The following is a 15,412-nucleotide window of genomic DNA, read 5'->3' on the forward strand; positions in this document are numbered from 1 at the left end:
CGGCCTTGCCCGTCGTCCTGAACCAGGGCGACGGGCTTTTTCGTTCAGTACGAGCGCTCTGCAAGCGCCGCCCTGACGCGCGGCGCAACCACCGTGCCCAGCAGTTCGATCGATCGCAGCATGCGCTCGTGCGGCACGGTCCCGACGCTCATCTGCATCAGGAACCGGTCATGGCCGAAGATCCGATGGTGGAACAGGATCTTCTCGACGATCTGGTCGGGGTCGCCGACCATGAGGTGACCGCGCAGATCGAGCGCGGCGTCGTAGGCGCTCCGCGACAGGCCGGACCATCCGCGTTCGCGACCGATTCGCCCCATGGTCTCGGCGTAGGGTGGAAAGAAGACGTCGGCCGCCTCCCTCGCATCGTCGGCGATGAACCCGTGGGTGTTGACGCCGACCGCCAGCCGGGTCGGATCCACGCCGGCCCTTCGGGCGGCTTCACGGTAGAGGTCCACCAGGGGGCCGAAGCGTTCGGGCTGGCCGCCGATGATGGCGATCATCATCGGCAACGCCAGCGCACCGGCCCGCACGGCCGACTGGGGCGTTCCGCCGACTGCGATCCAAACGGGGAGCTCGCGTTCCGGACGCGGGTAGACACCGAGGCCGGGAATGGCGGGCCGCAGTCCGCCGGGCCAGGTCACCTTCTCCTGACCGCGGATCCGCAGCAGAAGGTCCAGGTTCTCACTGAAGAGGCGGTCGTAATCGGACAGGTCGTAACCGAACAGCGGAAAGGATTCGATGAAGGATCCACGGCCGGCCATGATTTCGGCGCGGCCCTCCGACAGGAGGTCCACCGTCGCGAACTGCTGGAAGACCCGGACGGGGTCGTCCGAACTCAGGACGGTGACGGCGCTGGTGAGCTTGATGCGCTTGGTTCGTGCGGCAGCGGCCGCCAGGACGACTGCGGGCGACGAGACGATGTAGTCCGGCCGGTGATGCTCGCCGATGCCGAAGACGTCCAATCCGACACTGTCGGCGAGCTCGATCTCCTCCATCAGGTTCTTCAGGCGCTTCGAGCCTGACAGTACCGCACCGGTTTGGGGATCCGGCGTCGCTTCCACGAAAGTGCAGATCCCGATTTCCATGCAGCCTCCGACGTCGGACGCAGGCCCGTTCCCCGCGAACTCAGCGACTCTATACGGTCGCCGGGAGACGTCGTCGATTGGTGGAACGGGAATGGGACCGGCACCCGCAACGTGTTCCGGTCAGAGACGCCCTGCACGAAGCGCGAGCAGGCGGTAAAGGACGCGCCGAACACGAGCCCAGGACCGGCGGATCGCCTCGCGCGCTTTCACTGGCCGCTCCTTGGGATCGGAAGGCGGGACGGTGGCTGCACCGTCCCGCGTTGAAGTCGCGCCGAAGCGTGGATCACACCGCGCCGACGAGCGTCGCGACTCCGAGCGCGGCGGTGACCGCTCCGGTGGCGCGCAGGATGACCGCGTTGCGGCGGCCGGCGACGCCCAGCGCGACGCCGCCTGAATGGAGCAGAGCGGTCGCCAGTGCAAAGCTCACGAAGAAGGCAACACCTGACGCGTCGGTGGGCATCTCGGCCCCGTGTGCCGCGCCGTGGAAGGCGCCGAACAAGGCAACCATTGCCAAGGCCGGTACCGCGGGGAGCCTACGGCCGACGGCCAGGATCGCGCCGAGCGCGACGAGCGACACGGCGATGCCTGCTTCGATGCCCGTACCGCCGAACCCGGCAGCGCCCAGGGCGCCACCGGCGACCATGGCCGCGACAAAGGCGGCAGGCAGCGCCAGCACCATGCGGCCGCCGAGCGACAGCGCGATGATCCCGACGGCCACCATCGCGAGAAAGTGGTCGGCGCCGGTGAACGGATGGGCGAAGCCTTCGACGGCTCCGTGGACGTGATCGGCGTTTCCATGGGCGAAGGCGGCCGTTGGGGCCAGCAGCGCCGCGGCGGTGAGAGCGAGCATCCTCTTCATCGTGTGATCTCCTGGAGTGGGTGCGGCGTCAGTGGCCAGCGATTTCGATGCGTGCTGCGTCCGAACGGTCATGCAAGGAGCGGGCCTCCATGAAGCCCAGCCGGATGACCTCCCGGCCGTCGTGATAGAGAAAGGACAGGCGTCGGCGACGGGACGTCATCTTGGCCGGAAGCGGGTCGTAACGGACCCCGTCGCCGCCAACCAGCGGCATCACTGCACCAACGTCCACGACATCCTCGGTCTGGACGCGAAGCAGGTGGAGCCGCTGGCCATCGCCGGTCTCGCCGACGAAGGGAATGCCGGCGAGGCGCAGGAAGCTGACCGGATCCGGTGCGCGACCGAAACCCTCCAGGAAGGCAGTCTCGACGAGGTCGAGGTCGACGGTGCGCGGATCCTCGGCGGAATGGGCGTGTCCGTGCGGCAGATGAGGCGTCTGCCACTGCACGGACTTGGGTCCGGGCGCGTTGTGACCGACGCGTCCGGGTTCTGGGTGGTGGACATGGCTGTGGGCATGGCCGTGGTCGTGCCCGTGGTGGTGATCGTGGCCGCGATGCATGGTCAGAAGCTCACCGGCTTGTCGATGATGGACTTGTGCTTTCCGAGCGTGCCGTGGGCGACCATGGAGCCGAGGGCCTCCACGACCACGCGCACGCCGAGAAGGGCGGTGATGTCGGATGTGTCGTAGGGCGGGGAGACCTCCACGACCTCAAGGCCGCAGATCCCCGGCGCGCTCACCAGACCGAGGAGCTTAAGCGCCTCGCGGGGGAGGAAGCCGCCCGGCTCGGGCCATCCGGTGCCGGGGACGAAACCGCAGTCGACACTGTCGACGTCGAAGGAGATGTAGACCGCGTCGGCGTCCTTCCAGGCGAGTTCGAGCGCGATCTCGGCGGTCTTCTCCAGTCCCACCTTTTCGATGTCGTCGATGGTCATGACGTTGGTGTTGCGCTTGCGCGCTTCCGAGACGCCGTAGCGGGGTACCTGCCAGCCACCGATGCCGAGCTGGACGAGGTTGGTGGCCGAGACGTTCGGGAGGTTGGTCGCCCAGAACCAGGGCGTCGTGTGCATGCGCTCGTCGAGATCCTTTTCCTGGATATCGATGTGGCGATCGAAATGGATGATGCCGATGCGCTTGGAGGTCACGTCGGCGATGCCGCGAACGCAGGGGAAACCGATCGAATGGTCGCCGCCGAGCATCACGGGCAGGGCGCCGGATGAGGCGACATGGCTGACACCGCGGGTGATCTGGTCGAACGACTTCTCCAGGTTTGCGGGGATGGTGAAGACGTCACCGGCATCGCAGAGCGTCATCTGCTCGCGCAGATCCACGCCGAGCTCGTAGTTGTAGGGCGTGTAGAGCGCCGAGATGCGCCGCATGCCCTGGGGTCCGAAACGCGTTCCCGGGCGGTAGGTGGTGCCGCTGTCGAAGGGGATGCCGATCACCGCGGCGTCATAGCGGCCGACGTCCCGCACGTTCTCCACGTATGGAGCCTTCAGGAAGGTGTTGATGCCGGCGAAATGGGGGAGTTCGCCGCGCGCGAACGTCGGGATCGATTTGTCGGTCAGAATGTCGGCACCGGGCAGGCCCATCTCCAGGGCCCACTTCTGTTCGGCCCGCCAGCCGTCCTCCGGCAGGCGGCCTTCCGCCTCGATGGACTTCCAGCCCTGCATCTCCTTCATCGCGAAGTTCGGATGGTGGCGACGCAGGCGCTCTCGCAGCGGTGCGGCGCCGGCCCGACGGCTGGCTCTTGTTGGTTCTTGTCTCATGGGCTTTCTCCCTCGGGTTGATGGGGGTGATTGTCGCGGGCACCAAGGCTCCTGGCGACGCGGGCCAAGTCTCCGGCGACGGGAGGCTTGGCAGGGTTGTTGGGAACGTCATGGGCGATGTGGGCGCCATAGGCCGTGGGGGCCTGCGGATCGCGGCGGATCTTGTCGAAAACGAGGATCCGGTCGGCGAGCTTGAACGCTTCCGAGATGTCGTGGGTGACCATCAGGATAGTCATGCGGGTCTCGTCCCAGATCTCGCGGAGGAGATCGTGCATCTCGCCGCGGATACCAGGATCCAGGGCGCCGAAGGGTTCGTCGAGCAGCAGCACTTTCGGGCGGCCGAGCAGGGTCTGTGCGATCGCGAGCCGCTGCTGCATTCCGCCGGAGAGTTCGGCGGGGTATCGGTTGCGGGCGTGGGCGAGGCCAACACGCTCCAGCAGGGCCTCGGCGTCGACCCGCGCCTCCTTCCGGCGCACGCCGAAGGTTCGTGCGAATGGCCCCGCCGCCTTGAAGTCGGCAACGAGGATCAGGTTTTGGAGGGCTGTGAGGTGCGGGAACACCGAGTAGCGCTGGAAGACGATGCCGCGGTCGGGATCCGGCTCGGGAGCAATTGGTGCGCCGTCGATCGTCAAGGTGCCCTTGGTGGCCTGCTCCTGGCCGAGGATGATCTTCAGGAAGGTGGTCTTGCCGCAGCCGGATGCTCCGACCAGCGCGCAGAAGGAACCGGACTCCACAGTGAGAGACATGCGCTCAAGGACGACGGCGTCGTCGTAGCGCTTTTCGAGATCGCGAACCTCGATACGGCTCATCGGCCCGCCTCCCGCGGATGCGCCCAGGGGAACGCGGAAATCGAGAGGCGCGCCAGGATCCAGTCCATCAGGACGGCCAGCAGGGTGATCCAGACGACGTAGGGAAGGATGACGTCCATCGCCATGTAGCGGCGGACCAGGAAGATCCGGTAGCCGAGGCCTTCGGTGGATGCGATCGCCTCCGCAGCGATCAGGAAAAGCCAGGCCGGACCAAGCTGCAGCCGGACTGCCACGAGCAGGCGGGGCAGTACCTGCGGCAACACCAGGCGGATGATCATGGCCCAGGTCGAGGCGCCCAGCGTCTGCGCCTTGACGATGAGCTCTTCCGGGATGTCGGCGGTCCGGCCGGCGATATCGCGGATCATCACGGGGGCAATGCCGAGAGCGATGAGGGTGATCTTGGACGCTTCCCCGAGGCCGAGCGCGATGAACAGTATCGGCAGGACCGCGAGGGGTGGAATGACGGAGAGGACGGCGACGAAGGGGCCCAGCGTCGCGCGGATACGGGGGATGAACCCGATCGCGATACCCAGAGTGAGCGCGGACAAGGTCGCCGCACCGACGCCGATACCGAGGCGTTCGAGGCTGGCCAGGGTGTCCGACCAGAGCAGAATGTCGCCGGAGCGTTTTTCAGGCTCGGTGGCGAGCGCGAGGAAGGCCCGCCACATCTGGGGGATGGAGGGCAGCAGCTTGTCGTCGGGGTTGGCGGAAAGCCTCTGCGCCGATGCGTAGACGTAGGCGCCCAGCACGAGCAGGATGGGCAGGGCGCCGAGAGCAAGCGAGCTGCCGCGGCCGGGTCTTGCGTTGACGAGCCTCATGCGGCATCTCCCGCAGCCGGGGGAAACGGAGACTGTCGCCGCTCGCCGACCAGCCAAGGAAGGGTTGAGAGCTCCACCACCCAATCCGTCCCGCTCGCGCCCAATGTGCCCATGGCGACTTCGCAGTCGAGAAGATCGGCGAGGGCGCGGGCATCTCCCCGCCCCGCGGCCTCGGCGGCCTTCTCGGCAAGGATCCCCGGTGCAGGGCGAGCGGGCCGACGGTCCATGGCGGTCATTACGGTGTCGCCAACGCGAACTGCGATCGCTCCGGTCGCGGGCGTCTGCAGAGCCTCAAGCGTTGGGAGCGGGCCTTCGATGTCCTGCCACCAATGCTCCACGTAGGCGGCATCGGTGCCCGTTTCGACCAACATGCGGCCGCGGCGGGCGGCGTGTCCGCGATCGATCACGCCGGTAGGGGCGAAGTCGATCTGCCGGGCCCAGGTGCACACGTCGCCCTCGACCGTGAGTACGCCGGCGAAGGCCTCCTGACCGGCGAGGGCGACCGCGTCGGCGACGGTCAGGTCGGCGAAGCCGCGAGCGCCGGCCGCCGGCCGCGGGACGGGAAGGCGGATGTCGCAGTACCAGGCTTCGGTCTGCAGCCAGAACACCGTCGTCGCCACGTCGCCCCGCCCGTCTCCCCATTCGATGGAGAGACGGCGCCACAATCCGCGAAACATCGGGGCGACCGCCGCCGGCCCGGGAGCCGGTGAATTCGCCGCGGTCATGTAGGGGCCGCGGCCCCGTGCTTGGCTTCCTGGCCGAAGGAGGAGAGCGCCATGCTTCCCTCCGGCAGGCTCAGCTCGCCGGTTTCCAGCTTCTTCTTGAGGTAGGCGAAGCTCTGCATGGTTTGCGCCCAGAGATGCTCGCCGGCATAGAGCGGCTGGTAGCGGGTCGGCTCACCCGGCTTACGGAAGACCTCCAGGGGCTCGACGAGCGTGTTGAAGTCACAACCGAAGAAGAGGGGGAAGGAGTAGCGCTCGGCCTTCACCTTGCGGACGCGGTGGGAGGTCGCGACCAGGGCGCCGTTCGTCCAGACCTCCAGCATGTCGCCGATGTTGACGACGAAGGCGTCCTCCACAGGCGGCGCGTCGATCCACTGGCCGTCGCCGTTCATGACCTCCAGACCCGGCGCGGTGGGCAGCAGGATCGTGAAGATCTCGTAGTCGGTGTGGGCCCCGATTCCTGGCCGGTCCTCAGGCTGATCGGGATCGAAGGGGTAGTGCAGCAGGCGGAGTTGGCTGACCGGCACGTTCACATGGCGCTCGAAGGTGTCCTCCGGCACGTCGAGAGCTACGGCGAGCGCCCGGGCAAGGCGTCGGCCCAGCGACATCGCGGCCTCGTAGTAGGCAGTGACGTCTTCCCGGAAGCCGGGCAGGTCGGGCCACTGGTTGGCTCCGCACATCGGAGTTCCTGCGACGACGGCCGGGTGGTCGGACGGCAGGTCGATCGCCAGATCGAAACCTTCCTTGCTGTCCGGCTTCTGGCTGTCGAAGCCTTCTTCGCCCGGCGGGACATATCCGCGGTGGTTATCGGACAGCCCGATGTAGACCTTCATCTTTTCCTCGTGAGGCAGAGAGAAGAAGGTCTTGGCCTGCGTCAGCAGCCGGTTGCGCAGGTCCCGGTCGATGCCGTGGCCGGTGATGTAGAGGAAGCCGCAGTCGCGGGCCGCCTTGCCGAGCGTGACCGCGACATCCTTCCGGTCGGCCTCGTCGGGCGAGGCAAGGCCGGAGATGTCGACGATGGGCAGCGATTGGAACGCGGTGTGGACTGGCGTGTCCGTCATGGGGTCTCGTCCTCGCTCAGAATGCCGGTCGTCCGGCGAGGTTCGCGGCGGGTCTGGCGCCCGCCGCCCCGGGTCGTCCCGGACCGTCTCCGTTCAGAGTTCGCCCTTGGCCGCCATCGCCATGAAGCTGCTGTCGAAGCGGAGCTTCACGTTGTCCTTGGAACCGAGGATCGTGCCGTCCGGAAAGGCGATGCCGACGGCATCCACGCTGGCCGCGTTAGTGCCGAGAATGCCGTGGTCGAACAGGAAGTTGCGGACAAGGTCCATCGTCTGGACGTTGTCCTTGCTCTCCGTGAAGGCGACCGCGTCGGCTGGCTTGTAGAACATGGCGGTGGCGGCGAGTTGGGCCTTGTAGCCGGCGAGATCGGTGCCCGACGCCTTGCCCATCTCCTCCAGCGCGGCCTCACCTTCAGGCGTGCCGGACGTCATCAGCGACATGACCTCGAACCAGGCGCCGACGAGTGCCTTGCCGAAGGCGGGGTTGTCCTTCAGCGTGTCGGTGTTGACCGCCATCAGGTCCATGATCTCGCCGGGGATCTGCGTGGAGTCGAACACGGACTTGGCGCCGGGCTTGGCCAGGATTTCCGACACCATCGGGTTCCAGGTGACGACGGCGGTGACGTCGGCCGTTTCCCAGGCGGCGACCATGTCGGCATCCGACGTGTTGACGATGGTGAGGTCCTTCTCGCTGAGGCCGACAGTGTCCAGGGCCCGCGCGAGCATGTAGTGGGAGACGGAGAGCTCGACGATGTTGACGCTCTGGCCTTTGATGTCGGCCAGCGTCTCCTTGTCCTTCAGGATGATCGCATCGTTGCCGTTGGAGAAATCGCCCATGATCAGGATGGTGGTATCGACGCCGCCGCCGGCGGGGATCGAAAGGGCATCCATGTTGGTCATGCCGCAGCCGTCGAAGCCGCCGGCGGTGTACTGGTTGATGCTCTCAACGTAGTCGTTGATGCGCGTGATCTCGACCGTGATCCCGTACTTGTCGGCCCACTTCTTCATGATGCCGCTGTCGGCCAGATAGCCCCAGGGCATCCAGCCGGCGTAGATCGACCAGCAGACCTTGAAGTCCTTCTTCTCGGCCGCTTGGGCGTGAAACGGGGCGGTGAGGAGCACCGCGGCGGCAAGGAGCGAACCGAACACTCTGGACTTCATGCGCAACCCCTTCGTCTCGGTCCGATGGACCGTGAATTCTCGCGATGGGGGCCAGCCGGCGGCGTGCGGAGGTCAGGTTCGCGCCGGCAAACCCGTGCAGTGACCTCCCGGGATTTTGTCCCGCCGTGTCTCCGGCCTGTCGCGCCGGAGTGCGTCTCTCGGACCAGCGCCATTGATATGGCCGGAACCCTAGACGCACTGCACGGGACTTGTTTTGCAAGGGATGGGCCAAGCGGCGCCAAGCGCCTAAATCGCAAGACAGGCCGGCCCGGAGGCCCCCGTTTGCACCGCTGAAGGCCAGCGCTGCCTATGAAATAGGCGGACCATCGGGGTCCACGAAAAAGGCCGCCCTTGCGGGCGGCCGTTTCTCGGCAGAATGGGTGAACCTTGTCAGCGCAGCGCCAGGTCCTGTCGTCCGGCAAAACGGACCGTGGCGATCCGGATCACGGCGTCGCCCTGGAAGCGGCTGTAGGAGAGGTCGCCCGATGCCGCAGGCTGGAAGCCGGCCTGGAGCACGGCGACCGGTGCGGCGAACATCATACCGTCCCGCCGTTGGTCAGGGTGGATCAGAACGGCGAAGGAACGGCCCGCCATGCCCTGGTAGGGATCGTAGACCGGCAGGTCGACTGGCGGCAGGAAGGTGGTGAGCGTCGCCAGCTGGTCTTCGCGGGCTGGCGGCAAGGCGACGGCCGGGTCGGCCCGGCCGGTCTTGGCGTCCGGCGTGCTGGCCGGGGCGGGAGCCACCCCCAGGATGGAAGCGCCGAGCGAGGCCTGGACGATCTTGGGAACGCTGCGCCGAGCCGGAGCCGTCGGCTGCGCGTCCGGCAGGGCCGGCAGGGCGGCCAGGGAGTCCGGCGCGGCGTAGCTCAACGTCGTCGGCGGCGTCGCATCCGGTGCCGCCGCGGCGACCTCGGCCAGCGCGAGCTGCGCGTTGGCAGGTTCGTCGGCCAACGGCTGGATCGCCGGAAGTGTCGGGCGGACCGCAGGCGCTTCGGCAACCACCGCCGCCGGAGGCGGAGCGATCTCCAGGACCGGCTTCAGCGGCGGGACGACGGGCGCCTCGAGCATGGCCAGCTGCATCTGCGCCAGGGCCTTCAGCTCCTGGGGCTTGCCGCGCGGCAGTGGTGGCGGCGTCGCTTCCGCCACGATGACGGGCTTCGGCACGGCAGGAATGGTCGCTTCCGCCAGCGAGGCGGGGGCGGGGGCTTCGGCCGGAACCGCAGCCCTGGCGAGGACGACCGGTTGCGGCTCGGGAGCCGGCGGCGGCGTCACCTTGCGGGTGCGGACCGGAGCGGGCTCCTCCTCGGCGGCGATAGCGGGACCTTGGGTCGCTGCCGCCTCTTCGACGGACTCGTCCTCGTCGTCGCCGAAGAGCATGGCGAGCAGACCGCCGCCCTTCTTGGCTCCGGACTTCTCGTCGGCCATTGCGACGGCACTGGTCGTCGATCCGTTGCGGCGCAGTTCGGACAGGGCCTGCTGGTAGCCGGCGAGGGGCTTTCCGTCGGCCGGCAGGTGCACGGTCTTGCCGTCGGGGAACAGCTGCGACAGCTGCGTGCGGGTCATGCGCGGCCAGGACCGCACGTTGCCCACGTCGATGTGCACGAAGGGGCTGTTGGAGCGCGGATACCAGCCGACGCCGCCCCGCTGCATCTTCATCCCGATCGCGCGGAGCTTGTTGATCGACACGTCCGGCAGGAAGAAGTCCATCGCCTTGCCGAGCGTGTGCTGGCTGTGCTTGGCCACCGCCTTGGAGCGCGACCGAAGCATGTTGTTGGTCGGCAGCGAGCGATAGGCGGATACGATGTGGATCGGTTGCCGCGATCCGGACTGACGGTAGATTTCCCAAACCGTGTCGAACAGGCGCGGGTCCATGTTCGTCGGCTCGTTGCGTCGCCAATCGCGCAGGAAGTGATTGAGCTGCTTCAGCGCCGACGGAATGAAGCGCCCGTCCTTCTTGTAGGTGATCGTCAACCGCTCACGCGTGTGCGTGTAGTAGAGATCGAGCGTCCGGTTTTCGGCCGCAGCCGGCACGGTGGTCGCCACCATCAGCGTCGCAACCGCGCCGCAGAGGGCCGCCACCAGACGATTGATTCCGAAGGACGGCGTTTGCCGGCCACCGGGGGCGGTCGTACGCGCGCTCGCCGGACCATGTCCGGGTTGCGCAGGAGCGGCTTCCGCCGCAGTCGACCGATCAGTTACAGATGTCCGTTTCAAGCGGTCCTGCCTGCTGTCAGGGTTTCGCGCCAGCCCACCCGAGGATCATGAACGGGAACCATTAAGCAACGGTTTACCGTAACAAATCCTTTCCAATCCCGAAGCGTCCCCTCGACGATCGATCTGCCCGCCGAGCGCGCAGAGAGTAGTCGGTGATCGGAATTTAGCCAAGAGGTAACCTAGATTGTGGCGGTCGCCTCTGCCCGCAGCCCGAATCTCCAAAGACCCGATCAGAACCGGACGTCGAAATGCGCGCGAATTGCGACCAAAGGGGGGCGGGGACCCCCCTCCTCAGGTCGTCCGATAGACGTGCTTGACGAAACGTAAAGAGCGGAAATCAGCCGGAGGGGAGCCCCAGCGCAGCCTTCACGGCCTTGGTGTGCCCGTAGAGATCGTCCCGCAACTGCAGAGTCCCGGCCTCGTCGACCCAGGCGTTGAAGTAGCCGATGTGGACCTTCAGATGGTGGGTCAGGTCCAGGCGGCGCTCGTCACCGCCGAACAGCGCCTTGACGTGCTCGACGTCCCACATCGGTTCGCCACGCAACAGTTCGGCGGCGAAGGAGAGCGGATCGTCGACGCGGACGCAGCCGTGGCTGTAGGCGCGGTAGTCGCGCTGGAACAGCTTGCGGGACGGCGTGTCGTGAAGGTAGACGGCGTGCTGGTTGGGGAACATGAACTTGATGTTGCCGAGGGCGTTCGCCTCGCCGGGCACCTGGCGGATGTGGACGGCCCGCATGGCGTTCTCGTCCCAGATCACCGACGCCGGATCGATCTGCTGGCCCTCCCAGAGCACCTCGTAGCCGTGCCGGGCGAAGAAGTTCACCGGATCGGCCTGGATCTCGGGCAGGAACTCCTTGGTCTTGATGGACTCCGGGACGTTCCAGTAGGGATTGACGACGAGGTGGTCCATCTCGTCGCTGAAGATCGGCGTCTGGTTCGCCGGCTTGCCGACCACCACGCGGGCGGTATGGGTGACCTGGCCGGACCGGACGATGCGGACCATGAACTCGGGCACGTTGACGAAGACGTAGGACGAGCCGAGCTCCCGCGGCATCCAGCGCCACATCTCCATGTTGGCGATGATGTCGCCTTCCTCGTCGCGGTCGACCCCGTTGAGGACGGCAAGCGTGCGCGGCCCGATGATGCCATCGGGGATGATACCGGCCTTGCCCTGGTACTCCCGGACGGCCGCGACCAGTGTTTCGTCGTACACATCCGCGACCAGCGGGTCGGTCGGGGCTGCCACGCCGAGACGCTCGCGCAGGGCAGTGACGCGCTCGTCGTTCATCCCGGGCTTCAACGTCGGGCCTTCGGCGATCGGCGGCGGCGGCGGGGTCTTTTCGCGGGTGCGGACTTCGGCGAGCTTCGCCTTCAGCTTGGCGAAAGCCTCGTGGGGCGGGTTGAACCCGTCCAGAACCGCCGCGGGGTCGCTGGCCGTGGAAACCTGTGTCAGCGCATCGGCGGTGTCCAGCCGGGGCGGCTTGCGGGTGATGTTCTTGCGGTCGATGCTGGCGGGCGCGACGCGCCCTCCGTAGGCTTCGGCGGCGAAGGTCGCCACGGCGAGCGAGATCCGAAGGTCGCGTTCGGCGACTGCGGACGGGTCGGTCAGCTTGGCCGCGACATCGGGGATCGGAAATTCGGCCGGGTTGAGCCCGTCTTCCGCCGCCTTCGCCAGCCGAGCGGCCACGGCCTGTCCGGTCTGGTTCACCACCGAAGCGCTCTCTGTCCAGAGCGGCTTGTTGGCTCGCGATGCGTAGAACGAAGCGACGGCGGCGAAGCGGTTCTTGTCCGGATAGTTGAGACCCTGCGGGCCAGCGGCAAGCAGGGTCGCGACAGCGGTCTCCACGGGATCGACCGGCGCGACGACCGGTGCTGCAGCGACCGAAGGAGTCGTCTCGGCTACGGCCGGCGGCGTCGACAGCGGTGTGCGGGTCACGACCGGGGCCGGGCCTGTCCCCAGTCCGACCGGATCAGCCGTGGTCGCCTGCGCGCCCGCCGAGTGCGCCCCGGCCAGAGCCGTGCCTGCTGCCAGAATCGCGACGAACACCGTCTTCATCGAACCGCCCATTGCCAATGCACTCCGCACGAATACTCATACCTGCTTCGGATGGGTGGGACAGTGCAAGATCGAGCTGGGCGTGTCCGTTCATTCCCTTCGGACAGTCACTCCGCCGCCACACCCGCCTCGCCGTCGTGATCCGCCAGTCCGTATTCCTTAAGCTTACGGTATAGCGTCGAACGGCCAATGCCCAGACGACGTGCGACTTCGGCCATGCGGCCGTTGTAGTGGTCGATCGCGAGGCGGATCATCTCCTCCTCGATTTCGGCAAGCGTCCGAACGTGCCCGTCGTCCGCGAGTGAGCGCATGAAGCCGAAGGGAGCGGGATCGCTGCGCTCCGGCTGGGCGACCGCGACCCCGATATAGCCGTCGTGCGGCAACGGCAGGGAGTGAAGCACTTGCGACGCGGGGGTCTCGATCTCGGGTACGGTCCTGACCTCGTCGGCGCCTTCGACGCGGCGAACCGCGGAGACGTGGCCAACCTGGGCGGCGATCTGCGGGAAGTCGTCGGGGGTCAGGTGCGTGCCGTCGCAGAGGATCACGGCTCGGAAGACAGCATTCTCCAACTGACGGATATTGCCCGGCCAGTTGTAGGCGGAAAGCATGGCGACTGTTTCGGGTGTCGCCCCGACCAGCCGGCGCTTGCCTTCCTCCGCCGCGATCCTGGTGACGAAATGCTCCAGCAAGGTCGGGATATCCTCCTGCCGATCGCGAAGCGGCGGCACGAAGATCGGGAAGACGTTGAGGCGATAGTAGAGGTCTTCGCGGAAGCGCCCCTCCTTGACCATGTCGAGCAGGCGTCGGTTGGTGGCGGAGATCAGCCGGAAGTCCACCTTGATGGAGCGACGGGCGCCAACCGGCTCGATCTCGCCTTCCTGCAACGCACGCAGCAGCTTGACCTGGATGTCGAGCGGCAGTTCACCGACCTCGTCGAGGAACAGCGTGCCGGTATGCGATTCCTGGAACTTGCCGACGTGCTTGTCGACGGCGCCGGTGAAGGCGCCTTTCTCGTGGCCGAACAGCGTGCTCTCGACGAGGTTCTCCGGGATCGCCCCGCAGTTCACCGTGACGAAGGGCTTCGTCCGGCGGTCGCTGGATCCCTGAATGGCGCGCGCCACGAGTTCCTTGCCGACGCCGGACTCGCCCTCGATCAGCACCGGGATGCCGGATGCGGCCGCCCGTTCGCCGAGGCGGATCACGCGCGCCATCTCGGCGCTCTTGGTGACGATATCGCGGAAACCGAGCGCGCCGGAGGTGGTCCGGCGGATGCGCCTGATCTCGCCTTCAAGGGCTGTGACCTTGAGCGCATTCTGGATGGCGATGCTGAGGCGCTCGTGGCTGACCGGCTTGACGATGAAGTCGAAGGCGCCCGCCCGCATGGCGCCGACGACGGTGTCGATGCCGCCACGGGATGTCTGCACGATCACCGGCTTGGTGATCCCGCCTGCCGACATCCGTCCGAGCACGCCCATCCCGTCCAGGTCCGGCATGACGAGGTCCAGGATGACGAGGTCGACGTCGTCGCCCGCCGGTCCGCTCAGGACGGCGAGACCGGCCTCGCCGCCGTCGGCGGTCTGGGCTTCGTAGCCGAAGCGGCGGACCGCCTCCTCCAGCAGTCGACGTTGAATGGGATCGTCGTCGACGATGAGAATCCGTCCGGGCATGTACTCACTCGCTCGGGAGGGGCGGGATCGGTTCGGAGCCCCGCGGTTTTCGGGGATGCGAACGACCTGTTCCAATTCGAGCCAGTGTGCGGGGGTAAGGGTAAAGGGTGCCTTAACCGAAGCTTCTGGACGGGCCTGTGAACCGGGAAAACCTGATCGCCGAAACCGGCTTCACCGCCCGTCCACCGTGAGGATGATCTTGCCGACGTGGTCGGCCTCAAGCCTTTCGTGAGCCTTGGCGGCCTCGCCAAGGGGAAGGACCGTGTCGATCACCGGAGCCACCTTGCCAGAGGCCAGCAGCGGCCAGACGTTCTCCTCTAGCGCCGCGGCGAGTTTCGCCTTGAAGGCGACGTCGCGGGCCCTGAGCGTGGAGCCGGTGTGGGTGAGCCGCTTCAACATCAGGCGCGTGAAGTTGACGGTCTGCTTGGCGCCGCGCAGGAAGGCGATCTGCACGATGCGGCCCTCGACGGCGGCGGCCTCGTAGTTGCGGTCGATGTAGTCGCCGCCGACCATGTCGAGGATCACGTCGACCCCTTCTCCGGCGGTCGCGGCCTTCACCCGCTCCACGAAATCCTCGGTACGGTAGTTGATGCCGACGTCCGCGCCAAGCGACCGGCAGACCTCCACCTTCTCGTCGTTGCCGGCGGTGGCGAACACGGTCGCGCCGAAGGCTTTCGCGAGCTGGATGGCGGTCGTGCCGATGCCGCTGGTGCCGCCGTGGACCAGGAATCGTTCGCCGGGCTGCAGGCCGGCACGATCGAAGACGTTCGACCAGACCGTGAAGAAGGTTTCCGGCAGCGCCGCCGCGCGGACGGCGTCGTAGCCGTCGGGCCAGGGCAGGCAGTTCGCGCCGTCGACTGTGACGTATTCCGCATAGCCGCCGCCGGCGACGAGGGCGGTGACCTTGTCGCCCACCTTCCAGGGGCCGGCGGACGGTCCGATGGCGACGATCCTGCCGGCCACCTCGAGGCCGGGGATATCGGAGGCGCCAAGCGGCGGCGGGTAGCCGCCGGTGCGCTGCAGGGCGTCGGGACGGTTGACGCCGGCGGCTTCCACCGCCACCAGGACCTCGCGCGGACCGTGGACAGGAACGGGGCGGGTGGTGGGCACCAGAACCTCGGGTCCGCCCGGCCGGGTGATCTCGATCGCGGTCATCGTCGCGGGCAGGGCGGTCATCGTGGGTCTCCTTGGTCGCGCCG

Annotated in this window: 13 protein-coding genes and 1 riboswitch; all 13 genes read right to left on the bottom strand. The window is 67.2% G+C overall.

Features of this window, described 5'->3' with window-relative positions:
- Positions 1-44: 44 nt before the first annotated feature.
- The 13 genes from HZ321_RS14270 to HZ321_RS14330 all read right to left on the bottom strand — a co-directional run bounded on the left by HZ321_RS14270 (position 45) and on the right by HZ321_RS14330 (position 15,389).
- Complete coding sequence (locus HZ321_RS14270) at positions 45-1,085, bottom strand: LLM class flavin-dependent oxidoreductase (protein WP_181703056.1); 1,041 nt, start codon at positions 1,083-1,085, stop codon at positions 45-47.
- 283 nt (positions 1,086-1,368) lie between these two features.
- Positions 1,369-1,944, bottom strand: coding sequence for a HupE/UreJ family protein (locus HZ321_RS14275; RefSeq protein ID WP_181703057.1), 576 nt, complete (start codon positions 1,942-1,944; stop codon positions 1,369-1,371).
- A gap of 28 nt (positions 1,945-1,972) precedes the next feature.
- Positions 1,973-2,500, bottom strand: a complete 528-nt coding sequence (locus HZ321_RS14280) for a hypothetical protein (protein ID WP_181703058.1) — start codon at positions 2,498-2,500, stop codon at positions 1,973-1,975.
- 2 nt (positions 2,501-2,502) lie between these two features.
- On the bottom strand, positions 2,503-3,708 hold the full coding sequence (locus HZ321_RS14285) for an agmatinase family protein (protein ID WP_181703059.1): 1,206 nt from the start codon (positions 3,706-3,708) through the stop codon (positions 2,503-2,505).
- On the bottom strand, positions 3,705-4,517 hold the full coding sequence (locus HZ321_RS14290) for an ABC transporter ATP-binding protein (RefSeq protein WP_181703060.1): 813 nt from the start codon (positions 4,515-4,517) through the stop codon (positions 3,705-3,707). Before HZ321_RS14290 ends, HZ321_RS14285 begins: the two co-directional genes overlap by 4 nt.
- Positions 4,514-5,335, bottom strand: coding sequence for an ABC transporter permease (locus tag HZ321_RS14295; protein WP_181703061.1), 822 nt, complete (start codon positions 5,333-5,335; stop codon positions 4,514-4,516). The genes HZ321_RS14290 and HZ321_RS14295 overlap by 4 nt, the downstream gene beginning before the upstream one ends.
- Positions 5,332-6,012: a hypothetical protein gene (locus tag HZ321_RS14300; RefSeq protein ID WP_181703062.1), complete on the bottom strand. Its 681-nt coding sequence runs from the start codon at positions 6,010-6,012 to the stop codon at positions 5,332-5,334. Before HZ321_RS14300 ends, HZ321_RS14295 begins: the two co-directional genes overlap by 4 nt.
- A 44-nt stretch (positions 6,013-6,056) precedes the next feature.
- Entirely contained in the window at positions 6,057-7,118 is a 1,062-nt protein-coding gene (locus HZ321_RS14305) for an isopenicillin N synthase family dioxygenase (protein WP_181703063.1), read from the bottom strand.
- 93 nt (positions 7,119-7,211) lie between these two features.
- Complete coding sequence (locus tag HZ321_RS14310) at positions 7,212-8,276, bottom strand: putative urea ABC transporter substrate-binding protein (RefSeq protein WP_181703064.1); 1,065 nt, start codon at positions 8,274-8,276, stop codon at positions 7,212-7,214.
- Between the two features lie 102 nt (positions 8,277-8,378).
- Positions 8,379-8,480, bottom strand: a riboswitch (guanidine-I (ykkC/yxkD leader).
- A 186-nt stretch (positions 8,481-8,666) separates the two neighbouring features.
- A complete protein-coding gene (locus HZ321_RS14315) occupies positions 8,667-10,355 on the bottom strand; it encodes a peptidoglycan L,D-endopeptidase MepK (protein WP_181703065.1) in 1,689 nt (562 codons plus the stop codon).
- 472 nt (positions 10,356-10,827) lie between these two features.
- Complete coding sequence (locus HZ321_RS14320) at positions 10,828-12,558, bottom strand: L,D-transpeptidase family protein (protein WP_181703066.1); 1,731 nt, start codon at positions 12,556-12,558, stop codon at positions 10,828-10,830.
- A gap of 95 nt (positions 12,559-12,653) precedes the next feature.
- Complete coding sequence (locus HZ321_RS14325) at positions 12,654-14,213, bottom strand: sigma-54-dependent transcriptional regulator (protein WP_181703067.1); 1,560 nt, start codon at positions 14,211-14,213, stop codon at positions 12,654-12,656.
- A gap of 171 nt (positions 14,214-14,384) precedes the next feature.
- Complete coding sequence (locus tag HZ321_RS14330; RefSeq protein WP_181703068.1) at positions 14,385-15,389, bottom strand: NAD(P)H-quinone oxidoreductase; 1,005 nt, start codon at positions 15,387-15,389, stop codon at positions 14,385-14,387.
- Between the last annotated feature and the right edge of the window lie 23 nt (positions 15,390-15,412).

This window comes from Chthonobacter albigriseus (assembly GCF_013839445.1).
Lineage (GTDB): Bacteria > Pseudomonadota > Alphaproteobacteria > Rhizobiales > Pleomorphomonadaceae > Chthonobacter > Chthonobacter albigriseus.